The 14,881-nt window shown below is 51.8% G+C and carries 7 protein-coding genes, 2 tRNA genes, 4 rRNA genes and 1 other RNA gene; 13 read left to right on the top strand and 1 reads right to left on the bottom strand.

All coding sequences use genetic code 11. The features are described from left to right. The first annotated feature begins 69 nt into the window (after positions 1 to 69). From WG219_09505 to rrf (WG219_09550), 10 genes are all read left to right on the top strand, one after another. Positions 70 to 1,719: a GMC oxidoreductase gene (locus tag WG219_09505; GenBank protein WXL27668.1), complete on the top strand. Its 1,650-nt coding sequence runs from the start codon at positions 70 to 72 to the stop codon at positions 1,717 to 1,719. Between the two features lie 19 nt (positions 1,720 to 1,738). After that, on the top strand, positions 1,739 to 3,196 hold the full coding sequence (locus tag WG219_09510; protein WXL27669.1) for an aldehyde dehydrogenase family protein: 1,458 nt from the start codon (positions 1,739 to 1,741) through the stop codon (positions 3,194 to 3,196). A gap of 44 nt (positions 3,197 to 3,240) precedes the next feature. Continuing rightward, positions 3,241 to 4,344 (top strand): alkene reductase, encoded by a 1,104-nt coding sequence (locus tag WG219_09515; protein ID WXL27670.1) that lies wholly within the window; start codon positions 3,241 to 3,243, stop codon positions 4,342 to 4,344. A gap of 123 nt (positions 4,345 to 4,467) precedes the next feature. Then, a complete protein-coding gene (locus WG219_09520) occupies positions 4,468 to 5,394 on the top strand; it encodes a catalase family peroxidase (protein ID WXL27671.1) in 927 nt (308 codons plus the stop codon). A 562-nt stretch (positions 5,395 to 5,956) separates the two neighbouring features. Continuing rightward, positions 5,957 to 7,492 (top strand): 16S ribosomal RNA (locus WG219_09525). Positions 7,493 to 7,557: 65 nt separating this feature from the next. After that, positions 7,558 to 7,634, top strand: a tRNA-Ile gene (locus WG219_09530). A 30-nt stretch (positions 7,635 to 7,664) separates the two neighbouring features. Beyond that, positions 7,665 to 7,740 (top strand) — tRNA-Ala (locus WG219_09535). A 233-nt stretch (positions 7,741 to 7,973) separates the two neighbouring features. After that, positions 7,974 to 10,864 (top strand): 23S ribosomal RNA (locus tag WG219_09540). A 128-nt stretch (positions 10,865 to 10,992) separates the two neighbouring features. Continuing rightward, positions 10,993 to 11,108 (top strand): 5S ribosomal RNA (gene rrf, locus WG219_09545). A 109-nt stretch (positions 11,109 to 11,217) separates the two neighbouring features. Next, positions 11,218 to 11,333: ribosomal RNA gene (gene rrf, locus WG219_09550) — 5S ribosomal RNA — on the top strand. Together the 16S, 23S and 5S rRNA genes with 2 tRNA genes alongside form the textbook arrangement of a ribosomal RNA operon. Before the next feature lie 91 nt (positions 11,334 to 11,424). Here rrf (WG219_09550) and WG219_09555 read toward each other — a convergent pair. Further along, positions 11,425 to 11,703, bottom strand: coding sequence for an HU family DNA-binding protein (locus WG219_09555; GenBank protein ID WXL27672.1), 279 nt, complete (start codon positions 11,701 to 11,703; stop codon positions 11,425 to 11,427). A gap of 177 nt (positions 11,704 to 11,880) precedes the next feature. Here WG219_09555 and WG219_09560 point away from each other — a divergent pair, with 177 nt between their 5' ends. The 3 genes from WG219_09560 (at position 11,881) to WG219_09570 (ending at position 14,831) form a co-directional block, all read left to right on the top strand. Continuing rightward, a complete protein-coding gene (locus WG219_09560; GenBank protein WXL27673.1) occupies positions 11,881 to 13,515 on the top strand; it encodes a methyl-accepting chemotaxis protein in 1,635 nt (544 codons plus the stop codon). A 99-nt stretch (positions 13,516 to 13,614) separates the two neighbouring features. Further along, an RNA gene (gene ffs, locus WG219_09565) (signal recognition particle sRNA small type) lies at positions 13,615 to 13,711 on the top strand. A 289-nt stretch (positions 13,712 to 14,000) separates the two neighbouring features. Further along, positions 14,001 to 14,831 carry an undecaprenyl-diphosphate phosphatase gene (locus WG219_09570; GenBank protein WXL27674.1) on the top strand — a complete coding sequence of 277 codons (831 nt, stop codon included), beginning with the start codon at positions 14,001 to 14,003 and terminating at the stop codon, positions 14,829 to 14,831. The last annotated feature ends 50 nt before the right edge of the window (positions 14,832 to 14,881 follow it).

Genomic DNA, 14,881 nt, shown 5'->3' on the forward strand with positions numbered 1-14,881 from the left:
CAATAAATCATTGGGCGGTTAGCATGTTTCTCATGTGCTGCTTCATTAGCAGCTGACAGGGAGACAGATATGGACGGCAATAAACGTAATTCTGGCAATGATTTGACTCGCCGCACGGTTCTAGCCAGTGGAGTGGCTGCTGTTGCAACCCTAGCGGTAGGCAGCCATTTGTCTCATGCAGCACAGCATTCTCCACGTGAGAAAATTAATGAGCCGGATCAGGCTGCTGTGGACGTCATTATTGTTGGTGCAGGCTCCGCAGGAGCCGTATTGGCGCGACGTTTGAGTGAAAACCCCAAACGCCGTGTGCTGTTGCTTGAAGCAGGGCATAGTTTCAAGCCAGCGGGCTATCCGCGGATTTTGGCCAGTAGCGATATCGTTGGCGCTAATGGCAATCCTGAGTTCGAGTGGGGTTACAAGAGTCTAGCCGGTTACATAGATCATCCCATCGGGGCGCTTCGCGGTAAGGTCATTGGTGGGAGTTCGGCTATCAATGGAGCGGTGGCGATACGTTCGCGTCCGAGTGACTTTAAACGCTGGAATTTGCCGGGCTGGAGTTATGAAGAGGTTCTCCCGTACTTCAAAAAACTCGAAAGTCACAGCGGCGGTCAAAGTGAGCTGCATGGTCACGATGGGCCTCTGCCGGTACATCAGTTGTCTCGCGACGAAGTCACACCCATGCAGCGGGCTTTTATAGATGCCACCGTCACCAGCGGCTACAAGGTTGTAGCTGATTTTGATGGTATCGATGCCAATGGTGTGGCGCCGTATCCGATGAATATAGTCAAAGGCGTTCGCGTTAATACGGGGATAGCCTACCTGACGGATGCAGTCCGGGCACGACCCAATCTGCAAATTCGCCCGGACTCGTTGGTCAATAAAGTCTTGTTCAGCGATCAGCGTGCAGTCGGTGTGCAGATGGCCAATGGCGAGAAGATTCTTGCTAATGAGGTGATTCTGTCGGCGGGTAGCTACGGTAGTGCATCAGTTCTTTTGCGTTCCGGTATTGGACCCAAAAACGATCTTAATAATTTGAACATTCCGCTTGTGGCTGATCTGCCTGTTGGGCAGCGCCTTCAGGACCATCCGTTTTATTACAACGCCTATGCGGCACGACCGGACAAAATCGGCTCTCAGTCTCCGGTAATTGGCGCAAAGCTCTGGACGCACAGCAGCAGCGCAGAGAATGGTGATTTAGACATCCACATTACCGCCACGCATCTGTTCCCCCATGAACAGAGTCCTACAAAGGTGGGATTCGTTTTAGCCGTGGCACTGACTCGTCCACTGTCACGGGGCAAAGTGACTCTGGCTGACAGTGATCCCTATAGCGCACCCAGGATTGACCTGAACTTTTTGGGCGAAGAGAAGGACAGGGAGCGCTTGCTCGAGGGGATCCGTTTAGCACGAAAGATCGGTGCCACTAGACCGCTTGGCGGCTTGATTGATTCCGAGCTGAACCCGGGAAAGGGTACGTCATCAGATGAGGAGCTACTCGCAAGTGCAAGAGCGACGCTTGATACCTATCACCATCCAACCTCAACGGCTCCGATGGCCAGGCCAGGTGACAAACACGCCGTTGTTGATCTCCAGGGCCGAGTTTTGGGTGTGCAAGGTTTGCGCGTGGTGGATGCCTCGATCCTCCCGGATGTGCCGTCAGTGGCCACCAACATTACCGTAATCGCTATTGCGGAAAAAATTGCAGGTCTTTACGCCTGAAGACAGGGAGTTGTCGAGTATGAATCAAGCAATTGCGCTGAACTGGATTGGTGGGGAGTGGGTTGACTCCGGTAATCATCGAGAGTCGATCGATCCTGCGACATACAACATCATCGGTATCTACGCTGAAGGAGGAGTTGCTGAGGCTGAGCGTGGTGTGGCTGCAGCTCGGCGGGCATTTGAGCAATCCCCGTGGAAAGATGATGCGCCCTTGCGCTCAAAGGTGTTGCTGGATCTTGCGGATGCCTTTGAAAGAAACACCCAGGCCCTGATCGATATTCTCACTTTAGAGAATGGAAAGATTAAAGGCGAAGCCGCTTTTGAGGTCACTATGGTGCCGTCAAAGCTTCGCTACTACGCGGCGTTGACACGTACTGAATATGGCAGGGTTGCTGAGCCTAAGCCAGGTAAGATCTCATTGGTGTTGCGTCAGCCTCTGGGCGTTGCAGGCATTATCGTCCCGTGGAATTCCCCAATTGTACTTATGGTCCGCTCGCTGGCGCCTGCTTTGGCTGCTGGTTGCACTGCGGTCGTCAAAATGCCGGGGCAAAGTGCGCAAATCACTAACTTAGTCGCTAGGATCATTTCCGAAGTCGCTTTGTTGCCGATAGGTGTCGTCAACATCTTCAGTGAGTACGGCTCGGCGGGTTCGAAATTTCTAGTGGAATCCCCCGACGTACCGACCATCAGCTTTACCGGAAGTACGGCAACAGGGCGCGCAATTGCTGCGGCTGGTGCCCAGCATCTGAAGCGCTTTGGGCTTGAGTTGGGCGGCAAAACGCCAATGGTTGTTTTTGCTGATGCCGACATTGATGCAGCTGTCCCCTGTCTTGAAAAGGCCCTAACGGTTTTCGCAGGCCAGTTTTGCATGACTGGTTCCCGATTGCTGGTGCAGCGTGAGGTTGCGGATGTCGTTGCAGAACGCCTGACTGCGCGCTTGCGGGCAGTCCGTGTAGGGCCGGCGGCGGATGATGCCAGTGATATGGGGCCGTTGCTAGATAAGCCGAATGTCGAGCGGGTTAACCGGGTGGTTGAAGAAGCTATCGCATCAGGCGCCAAGGTTTTGCTGCGAGGTGGTCCGGTTACTGAAGGGCCTCTGGCCAAAGGCGCTTTCTACAAACCAACGCTGTTGCAAATCACTGATCCGAATCTGTCGATTGTTCAGCGTGAAACATTTGGGCCTGTCTTGACATTGCAAGTGTTCGATACGGAGGCAGAGGCTGTTGAGCTGGCAAATAACAGTGAATATGGCTTGGCAGCCAGTATCTGGACCCGAGATGTTGATCGCTCTCTACGTGTAGCTCGTGCGGTAGACGCAGGCACTGTTTGGATCAATGACTGGGCCGTTGTTTATGACGAAATAGAAGAGGGCGGTTTCAAGCAGTCAGGTCAAGGCCGCCTTAATGGTGTTGCTGCTCTGGATGATTTCATTGAGTACAAGCACATCGCATTGAATCCAGGTCTTCGGCTTAGCTGAAGGCCTGCTTTACCTGTCCAGTGACGGACATACATGGAGCTGTTATGAGTCATATACAAAGCTTGTTGCAACCGTTCAAACTCTCGACTTTTACGGCCAAAAACCGTGTGTTGATGGCTCCGATGACAAGGGCGCGTTCAACTCAGCCAGGGGACATTCCAAATGCACTTACTGCTGAGTACTACTCCCAGCGTGCCAGTGCTGGTTTGATCATTACTGAGGGTGTTCCTGTTGCACCGGGAGCAAAAGGCTATGCCTTTACACCGGGTATATTCACTGACGAGCAGCAGGCCGGCTGGAAGCTGGTTACAGATGCTGTGCATGCCAAGGGTGGTTTGATTGCTGCGCAGCTGTGGCATGTCGGCCGTATTTCTCATCATTCGGTATTGCCAGAAGGTCAGCCTCCTGTTGCACCTTCTCCTATTCGTGCACAGGCCAAAACCTTTGCTTTTGACGAGCAAGGTAATCCTGGCATGGTGGATTGTGATGAGCCCTATTTGCTTAGCGAAAAAGGCATCGCCAGGGTCGTTGAAGAATTTGCTCAGGCTGCTCGCCGTGCAGATGCAGCCGGTTTTGATCTGGTTGAATTGCATGGTGCCAATGGCTATTTGATCGAGCAGTTTCTGTCGGTCAGCACCAACCATCGTACTGATGGGTATGGTGGTTCGATTGCCAATCGCGCCCGTTTTGCCTTGGAAGTGGTAGACGCGGTATCTGAAGTGCTTGGGGCACAGCGTGTGGGTATTCGCCTTTCGCCTTGGTGCCCGCCTTTTGTTAACGATATGGACTTCAGCAGTGAGGCCGGTGAGATCACCTTATACCTGGCTGAGGAACTGAGTAAGCGCAATGTTGCATATATCCACCTTGCCGAATGGCCGGGGGCGAACTACACAACTGAGTTCCGCCAGCAGCTGCGTGACAAGTTCAATGGCACCATCATCGTATGTGGCGGTTATACGCAAGAGACTGCACAGCAAACGATTGATACAGGTTTGATCGACGCGATTGCATTCGGTAAGCATTTTATCTCCAACCCTGATCTGCCAGAGCGCTTTGCGCAAGGTGCCGCTCTGGCTGAGCCAGATCCAAGCAGCTTCTATGGTGGCGCGGATAAGGGCTACACCGACTATCCATTCCTGTCGAAGTAAGACCAGTTCTCCATGGGTAGGCATTCAGTGCTGGTCTTGGCTGTGCTGGCCAGCCTGAGTGCGGTGGCTGCACCATTCGTAAACGCTGCGGATGATGTGCAGCCATCAGTGAGGGGGATCCCCATGACGCAGAACCAGCTCTACGATGCTTTGCTGGATGCCTTGTATGCGACATTTGGTAGGCATCCGGGCTTCCGTGTTGCCCATGCCAAGGGCGTGCTGGTGCAAGGCACTTTTGTAGCCTCACCTGAGGCCAAGCGATTGAGTAGAGCACCCCATTTTCAGGGGGGGGTTGTTCCGGTCGTACTACGCTTTTCAAATTTCAGTGGAATTCCATCAACAGTAGATGGAGACCCGACGGCCAGTCCGCATGGACTGGCTATTCGGTTCACGCTTCCTGATGGGAAGACTACGGATATTGTCAGTCACTCCTTCAATGGATTTCCAGTCGCGACACCTGAAGAGTTCCTGAGCTTTCTCCGGGGTATCGCCGCTGCTGGAGGAGATCAGGCGAATCCGGCGCAACTAGGGGCGTTTCTTTCGTCCCATCCTCGTGCAAAAGCATTTATCGAAGCTGCCAAACCCGCACCACAAAGCTATGCCAGTCTTGAATACTACGGCGTCAATGCATTCGTGCTCGTCAATCAGAGCAATCAGCGTCGGGCCGTGCGCTATCGCATTGAGCCGCTGATCAGAGAACAAAGCCCAGATGTTCGTGAGATTGAAGGGTGGGAGCCGGATCATTTGCGAACAGAATTAAAGCGCCGGCTCCTTAAAGGGCCAGTGAAATTGAGGTTGATCGCCCAGTTGGCTGCGCCGGGAGATTCAGTGACTGACGGATCGGAGCCTTGGCCTGAGACTAATGAAGAGGTGAACCTAGGTCTGTTCACTCTAAGCACGCTGATTCCTGAGGCTGACCAAGATCGTCTGCAGCAGGCATTGGACTTTAATCCTGCACGTCTCAGTGATGGAATCGAAGACAGTGGCGATCCGATGATTATGGCTCGTCAGCGTATCTATGAGCGTGCTGTCGCGCGTCGGAGTAAATAGGCAGATGTTGTGCTGATATTCGTAATGCTCTGTTGACGCTCAGCGGCGCGCCTCTATAATGCGCCCCTTCTTCGGCGCTAGCCCTTAATTAAATTTCTTATAAATCAATAAGTTATGAAGATTAAGAGGTTGCAATTCAGCGGAAGCTGAGTAGAATGCGCCGGGCTGGCAGTGTGGTGGTTTACTCCTGTTGGTGGCTTCGGTCAGGTGGATCGAAAGCGGTGAGAAAGGCAGGTTGACAGGGTTTTTAAACGCTGTAGAATTCGCCTCCCGCTGACGAGATGCTGAATGGCGATCGAAAGCGCAAGTGGTTGAAGTTGAAAAGAAATTTTCACAAATCGCTTGACAGAGAAAGAGGCTGCTGTAGAATGCGCGCCTCGGTTGAGACGAAAGACTTAACCAACCGTTCTTTAACAACTGAATCAAGCAATTCGTGTGGGTGCTTGTGAGTTAAGACTGATAGTCAAAAGATTATCAGCATCACAAGTAACACTCGTGAATTCGAGAGTTTTTTGCGATTGCTGAGCCAGGTTTAGGGTTTTCTCAAAACCCAAGCAGTATTGAACTGAAGAGTTTGATCATGGCTCAGATTGAACGCTGGCGGCAGGCCTAACACATGCAAGTCGAGCGGATGAAGGGAGCTTGCTCTTGGATTTAGCGGCGGACGGGTGAGTAATGCCTAGGAATCTGCCTGGTGGTGGGGGATAACGTTCCGAAAGGAACGCTAATACCGCATACGTCCTACGGGAGAAAGCGGGGCACCTTCGGGCCTCGCGCCATTAGATGAGCCTAGGTCGGATTAGCTAGTTGGTGAGGTAATGGCTCACCAAGGCTACGATCCGTAACTGGTCTGAGAGGATGATCAGTCACACTGGAACTGAGACACGGTCCAGACTCCTACGGGAGGCAGCAGTGGGGAATATTGGACAATGGGCGAAAGCCTGATCCAGCCATGCCGCGTGTGTGAAGAAGGTCTTCGGATTGTAAAGCACTTTAAGTTGGGAGGAAGGGCAGTAAATTAATACTTTGCTGTTTTGACGTTACCGACAGAATAAGCACCGGCTAACTTCGTGCCAGCAGCCGCGGTAATACGAAGGGTGCAAGCGTTAATCGGAATTACTGGGCGTAAAGCGCGCGTAGGTGGTTCGGTAAGATGGAAGTGAAAGCCCCGGGCTCAACCTGGGAACTGCTTTCATAACTGCCGAGCTAGAGTACGGTAGAGGGTAGTGGAATTTCCTGTGTAGCGGTGAAATGCGTAGATATAGGAAGGAACACCAGTGGCGAAGGCGACTACCTGGACTGATACTGACACTGAGGTGCGAAAGCGTGGGGAGCAAACAGGATTAGATACCCTGGTAGTCCACGCCGTAAACGATGTCAACTAGCCGTTGGAATCCTTGAGATTTTAGTGGCGCAGCTAACGCATTAAGTTGACCGCCTGGGGAGTACGGCCGCAAGGTTAAAACTCAAATGAATTGACGGGGGCCCGCACAAGCGGTGGAGCATGTGGTTTAATTCGAAGCAACGCGAAGAACCTTACCTGGCCTTGACATGCTGAGAACTTTCTAGAGATAGATTGGTGCCTTCGGGAACTCAGACACAGGTGCTGCATGGCTGTCGTCAGCTCGTGTCGTGAGATGTTGGGTTAAGTCCCGTAACGAGCGCAACCCTTGTCCTTAGTTACCAGCACCTCGGGTGGGAACTCTAAGGAGACTGCCGGTGACAAACCGGAGGAAGGTGGGGATGACGTCAAGTCATCATGGCCCTTACGGCCAGGGCTACACACGTGCTACAATGGTCGGTACAAAGGGTTGCCAAGCCGCGAGGTGGAGCTAATCCCATAAAACCGATCGTAGTCCGGATCGCAGTCTGCAACTCGACTGCGTGAAGTCGGAATCGCTAGTAATCGTGAATCAGAATGTCACGGTGAATACGTTCCCGGGCCTTGTACACACCGCCCGTCACACCATGGGAGTGGGTTGCACCAGAAGTAGCTAGTCTAACCTTCGGGAGGACGGTTACCACGGTGTGATTCATGACTGGGGTGAAGTCGTAACAAGGTAGCCGTAGGGGAACCTGCGGCTGGATCACCTCCTTAATCGACGACATCAGCTTTCTCATAAGCTCCCACACGAATTGCTTGATTCATTGCAGAAGACGATTGGGTCTGTAGCTCAGTTGGTTAGAGCGCACCCCTGATAAGGGTGAGGTCGGCAGTTCGAATCTGCCCAGACCCACCAATGTTCATGGGGCGCAGGCTTCAAGACATTGGGGCCATAGCTCAGCTGGGAGAGCGCCTGCCTTGCACGCAGGAGGTCAGCGGTTCGATCCCGCTTGGCTCCACCACTCTCTACTAGAGTTCAGAAATGAACATTTATGCTTAGCATGAAATGTTGATTTCTGGTCTTTGGCTAGAAGAATCGTTCTTTAAAAATTTGGGTATGTGATAGAAGTGACTGACTAATTACTTTCACTGGTGATTAGTTTGGTCAAGGCAAAATTTGTAGTTCTCAATTGCAAATTTTCGGCGAATGTCGTCTTCACGTTTGAGACAGTAACCAGATTGCTTGGGGTTATATGGTCAAGTGAAGAAGCGCATACGGTGGATGCCTTGGCAGTCAGAGGCGATGAAAGACGTTGTAGCCTGCGATAAGCTCCGGGGAGTCGGCAAACAGACTTTGATCCGGAGATCTCTGAATGGGGGAACCCACTCAGCATAAGCTGAGTATCTTGCACTGAATACATAGGTGTAAGAGGCGAACCAGGGGAACTGAAACATCTAAGTACCCTGAGGAAAAGAAATCAACCGAGATTCCCTTAGTAGTGGCGAGCGAACGGGGACTAGCCCTTAAGTTGATTTGAGATTAGTAGAAGGCTCTGGAAAGTGCCGCCATAGTGGGTGATAGCCCCGTATACGAAAATCTCATTATCAATGAAATCGAGTAGGACGGAGCACGAGAAACTTTGTCTGAATATGGGGGGACCATCCTCCAAGGCTAAATACTACTGACTGACCGATAGTGAACCAGTACCGTGAGGGAAAGGCGAAAAGAACCCCGGAGAGGGGAGTGAAATAGAACCTGAAACCGTATGCGTACAAGCAGTGGGAGCCTACTTTGTTAGGTGACTGCGTACCTTTTGTATAATGGGTCAGCGACTTATATTCAGTGGCAAGCTTAACCGAATAGGGGAGGCGTAGCGAAAGCGAGTCTTAATAGGGCGTTTAGTCGCTGGGTATAGACCCGAAACCGGGCGATCTATCCATGGGCAGGTTGAAGGTTAGGTAACACTGACTGGAGGACCGAACCGACTACCGTTGAAAAGTTAGCGGATGACCTGTGGATCGGAGTGAAAGGCTAATCAAGCTCGGAGATAGCTGGTTCTCCTCGAAAGCTATTTAGGTAGCGCCTCGTGTATCACTGCTGGGGGTAGAGCACTGTTTCGGCTAGGGGTCATCCCGACTTACCAAACCGATGCAAACTCCGAATACCAGCAAGTGTCAGCACGGGAGACACACGGCGGGTGCTAACGTCCGTCGTGAAAAGGGAAACAACCCAGACCGTCAGCTAAGGTCCCAAAGTTATGGTTAAGTGGGAAACGATGTGGGAAGGCTTAGACAGCTAGGAGGTTGGCTTAGAAGCAGCCATCCTTTAAAGAAAGCGTAATAGCTCACTAGTCGAGTCGGCCTGCGCGGAAGATGTAACGGGGCTCAAACCATACACCGAAGCTACGGGTTCAACGTAAGTTGAGCGGTAGAGGAGCGTTCTGTAAGCCTGTGAAGGTGAGTTGAGAAGCTTGCTGGAGGTATCAGAAGTGCGAATGCTGACATGAGTAACGACAATGCGAGTGAAAAACTCGCACGCCGAAAGACCAAGGTTTCCTGCGCAACGTTAATCGACGCAGGGTGAGTCGGCCCCTAAGGCGAGGCAGAAATGCGTAGTCGATGGGAAACGGGTTAATATTCCCGTACTTCTAATTACTGCGATGGAGGGACGGAGAAGGCTAGGCCAGCACGGCGTTGGTTGTCCGTGTTTAAGGTTGTAGGCTGAATGCTTAGGTAAATCCGGGCGTTCAAGGCCGAGAACTGATGACGAGTTATCTTTTAGATGACGAAGTGGTTGATGCCATGCTTCCAGGAAAAGCTTCTAAGCTTCAGGTAATTAGGAACCGTACCCCAAACCGACACAGGTGGTTAGGTAGAGAATACCAAGGCGCTTGAGAGAACTCGGGTGAAGGAACTAGGCAAAATGGCACCGTAACTTCGGGAGAAGGTGCGCCGGTGAGGGTGAAGTATTTACTACGTAAGCCCACGCCGGTCGAAGATACCAGGCCGCTGCGACTGTTTATTAAAAACACAGCACTCTGCAAACACGAAAGTGGACGTATAGGGTGTGACGCCTGCCCGGTGCCGGAAGGTTAATTGATGGGGTTAGCGCAAGCGAAGCTCTTGATCGAAGCCCCGGTAAACGGCGGCCGTAACTATAACGGTCCTAAGGTAGCGAAATTCCTTGTCGGGTAAGTTCCGACCTGCACGAATGGCGTAACGATGGCGGCGCTGTCTCCACCCGAGACTCAGTGAAATTGAAATCGCTGTGAAGATGCAGTGTATCCGCGGCTAGACGGAAAGACCCCGTGAACCTTTACTATAGCTTTGCACTGGACTTTGAGTTTACTTGTGTAGGATAGGTGGGAGGCTTTGAAGCGTGGACGCCAGTTCGCGTGGAGCCATCCTTGAAATACCACCCTGGTAACCTTGAGGTTCTAACTCTGGTCCGTTATCCGGATCGAGGACAGTGTATGGTGGGTAGTTTGACTGGGGCGGTCTCCTCCCAAAGAGTAACGGAGGAGTACGAAGGTGCGCTCAGACCGGTCGGAAATCGGTCGTAGAGTATAAAGGCAAAAGCGCGCTTGACTGCGAGACAGACACGTCGAGCAGGTACGAAAGTAGGTCTTAGTGATCCGGTGGTTCTGTATGGAAGGGCCATCGCTCAACGGATAAAAGGTACTCCGGGGATAACAGGCTGATACCGCCCAAGAGTTCATATCGACGGCGGTGTTTGGCACCTCGATGTCGGCTCATCACATCCTGGGGCTGAAGCCGGTCCCAAGGGTATGGCTGTTCGCCATTTAAAGTGGTACGCGAGCTGGGTTTAGAACGTCGTGAGACAGTTCGGTCCCTATCTGCCGTGGACGTTTGAGATTTGAGAGGGGCTGCTCCTAGTACGAGAGGACCGGAGTGGACGAACCTCTGGTGTTCCGGTTGTCACGCCAGTGGCATTGCCGGGTAGCTATGTTCGGAAGAGATAACCGCTGAAAGCATCTAAGCGGGAAACTTGCCTCAAGATGAGATCTCACTGGAGCCTTGAGCTCCCTAAAGGGCCGTCGAAGACTACGACGTTGATAGGCTGGGTGTGTAAGCGTTGTGAGGCGTTGAGCTAACCAGTACTAATTGCCCGTGAGGCTTGACCATATAACGCCCAAACAATTTGTGGTGTCAGACGGTTGAAGTCGACAACATCCGAAAATTTGCAGCAACTACAAAGCAATCACATACCCAATTCGGGATAGCGCCTTAACCGCGATATCCCAGCTGAATCGCTTGACGACCATAGAGCATTGGAACCACCTGATCCCATCCCGAACTCAGAAGTGAAACGATGCATCGCCGATGATAGTGTGGAGTTTCTCCATGTGAGAGTAGGTCATCGTCAAGCACCTATACCGAAACCCCCGATCAGGTAACTGATCGGGGGTTTTACTTTAAGTAGAAGCAGTAAGTCTGAAGATTTCGAAGTAGTGCCTAGGCAGTATTTCAACGAATCGCTTGACGACCATAGAGCATTGGAACCACCTGATCCCATCCCGAACTCAGAAGTGAAACGATGCATCGCCGATGGTAGTGTGGAGTTTCTCCATGTGAGAGTAGGTCATCGTCAAGCACCTATACCGAAACCCCCGATCAGGTAACTGAGCGGGGGTTTTCTTTTGCGGTCGAATAATGTTGCTTAGAAAGAGCTACTTACAGGCTCTTTAGTTAATAGCGTCATTAAGGGCTTTAGCAGGAACAAACTTAACCACTTTCTTTGCGGCGATGGTTATTGCTTGGCCGGTTTGCGGGTTACGGCCGCTACGTTCAGGACGTTCCGTGACTTTGAGTTTGCCTATACCTGGAAGTGTGATCTCCTCTCCGTTTTCCAAAGCATCAGCCACAATTTCGCTTAATTGCTCTAGGGCCGCGCGTACGGTTGCTTTGGGGCTGTCGATTGCTTCTGAAATATCGCTAATCAGCTGATCTTTAGTGATGGGCATGTCATTTCCTTGTGTGGAGCCTGCTTAAGGCGTTAGGTCGTTAAACCTAGCTAGTTAGTTTTAAATAATTCTATTGATCTGAAGCTATAGAAACCAAAACTTCTGCCGTAAATATGTCTCGGGGGTTATTCACTAAGGTATTCTGAGAAATGCCAAATGGCCATTATGGGGGTTGTGATGTTTAAGAAGTTCTCCGACCTGAGTTTCAGGTGGAAGATAGCATTGCCGATCATGTTGTTAGCCGTACTTTTTATCGCCATGGGTTTGGTGGCGATGCATGGCATCAATCAAGTAGCCGGTTCCAGCACGACACTAACCAAACGCTACTTGCCCGGGATTAGTCTGCTGCTTAATGCAGACAGGGACCTCTATCAAGCTTTTCTGGCGGAGCGCAGCCTGTTGCTGGTTAAGGGCGGCGAGAGAACCAAAATTTTAAGTGCTGAACACGCAGAAAATTTAGCACAAGTTTCCGAGCGTATTCACAAGTTTGCCGCAATGCAGCCTAGCGCTGAGGCCTTAAAGCTTGTTGACGAGTTCGACACAACTTTTGAGCGCTGGAAGGTTACCTCCCAAGAGGTACTGAGACTGTCCTCTACAGACTTGCTTGCAGCACGAGAACTTAGTTTTAACAAAAGTAGAGATCAGTTCCAGGCTACCCGTTCGGTCATTGATAAGCTCGGTGAGATGGACGATTCCGAGGCGAATGCAGAGGGCCAAGCAGCGATTGAATTGGGTGAGGCTCTTGCCTGGCAGCAGGGTGTCATCATTGTTGTGGGGCTGGGTATCTGCCTTTTACTCGTGATGGGCGTTCCTTTGTTGGTTACCGGGCCATTAAATCGCTTACTCGAACGCATTAGCCAGATTGCCGAGGGTGATGGTGATTTGCGTACACGCCTGGATGTGCTTTCAGACGATGAAGTGGGGCGAGTGAGTTTCGCTTTCAACCGATTCCTAGATACGCTGCAACCGCTTATTAAAGAGGTTGGCCGTGTTACAGGTGAGGTTGAGGTTTCTGCCAAGCATCTTGCGGAAATGGCCGCTGAGAATGACCGCTTGATCAGCCGTGAACATGCTGCAGTTGATCAGGTTAGCACTGCGGCCACAGAAATGAGTTCTGCTGTACATGAGGTTGCTCGCAATGCGCAATCTGCAGCAGATGCGTCTCGCAATGCTGAGGAACAATCACGTAACGGCGCAGAGGTTGTAGGGGCAACTATTACGTTGATTCGCCAACTGGCACAAGAAGTTGAAGGCGCGTCATTGAAGATTCAGGCACTGGAGCAAGAAGCTTCCAGTATTGATGCAGTTCTAGCTGTGATCAGGGGCATCGCTGAGCAGACTAACCTTTTGGCTCTCAATGCCGCCATTGAGGCAGCGCGTGCCGGGGAGCAAGGCCGAGGCTTCGCTGTCGTCGCTGATGAGGTCAGGGCACTGGCTGCTCGCACTCAGGAGTCGACCAAAGACATTCAGACGATGATTGAGCGCTTGCAGCTAGGCGTTCAAGATGCTGTCAAAGCAACCCATGCTGGTAGCCTTAAGGCGCGGCAAAGTGTTGAACAGGCGGCAGGTGTTGATCAGTCGCTTGCCGATACGGGGGATTCAGTGCTTCGTATCAACGACATGACAGCGCAGATTGCTACAGCGTGTGAAGAGCAGAGCAGTGTGACTGAGGAAATTGCACGGAATATCAGCGATATTCGTGACCTCTCCAATGATGCGCTGCAAACCTCGGAGCGCAGTGCTCAAGCCAGCCGACATCTATCGGACTTGTCCCGTGACCTGGCTCGACTTGTATCAAGGTTCCGAGTCTGATGCGCTATTTTGCAGCTAAGTGATTGAAACGGTTGTAAGTTCAGCATAAGCCGGTACAATGTCGCGGCTCACTTATCGTGAGTCGCGTTATGGTGGCCCTGCCGGTCCCCTCGCATTGATCAGCCGTGAACCCGGTCAGGCCCGGAAGGGAGCAGCCGTAGCGGTGACATCGAGTGCCGGGGTGTGGCTGGTGGGGTCGCCTCCATTTCAAGCAAGCCTAAGGGCTGTGCTCTATCCCTGTAAAACCCCTTTCCCTCTGGTACTAAGCCCATTACTGGCTGCCAAGTTTCGCGTCTGTTTAAGACAAAATGATGCTGATGTTTCGTCACATTACCGACGTGAACTGCGTTCTCTGTTAGGATTTCCCCCCTGCAAATGCCGTAGCTTTTGCTGTGCATCAGCACGCATGTTGCATGCACTAAGAAGCGTTGCATTTTAAATCGTGTTTTTATCCGCGTCGATCAGGGCGCGTAATGGGGAGTGTGATGGATTATTGGGGCGCTTTTCAGGCCTTCATTCTGGGCGTGGTGGAAGGGATAACCGAGTTCTTGCCGATCTCCAGTACGGGGCATCAGATCATTGTTGCGGATCTGATTGGCTTTGGCGGTGAGCGGGCAATTGCCTTCAACATCATCATTCAGCTTGCAGCCATTCTGGCGGTTGTCTGGGAGTATCGACGCAAGATACTGGATGTCGTTATTGGTCTGCCTACTCAGCGCTCGGCCCAGCGTTTTACGGGCAACCTGTTGCTGGCCTTCCTACCTGCCGCAATTCTTGGGGTTATTTTCGCTGATCAAATTCATGAGTACCTCTTCAACCCAATTACGGTGGCAATTGCACTGGTAGTTGGTGGTGTGATCATGCTGTGGGCTGAGCGCCGCAACCACGCGGTACATGCTGAAACAGTCGACGACATGAGTTGGAAAGATGCATTGAAAGTGGGGTTTGCTCAGTGCCTGGCAATGATTCCTGGGACGTCACGCTCCGGAGCTACCATCATTGGCGGGTTACTGTTCGGTCTGTCACGTAAGGCCGCGACTGAGTTTTCTTTCTTCTTGGCAATGCCAACCATGGTCGGGGCCGCAGTTTATTCCGGCTGGAAGTATCGGGATATATTTGTAATGAGTGACTTGCCGATTTTTGCAGTCGGTTTTGTCACCTCGTTTATTTTTGCCATGATCGCAGTGCGGGCCTTGCTGAAGTTTATCGGCAACCATAGTTACGCTGTTTTTGCCTGGTACCGCATTGGTTTCGGCCTGCTCATTCTGGCGACTTGGCAATTGAGTTGGATTGACTGGAGTACAGCCCAAGGCTGATGAGCTTGTGGATAATCGTGTTACGGCAGGCTTCGGTCTGCCGTTTTTGT

The sequence above is a fragment of the Pseudomonas mendocina genome (genome assembly GCA_037482215.1).
GTDB lineage: Bacteria > Pseudomonadota > Gammaproteobacteria > Pseudomonadales > Pseudomonadaceae > Aquipseudomonas > Aquipseudomonas mendocina_E.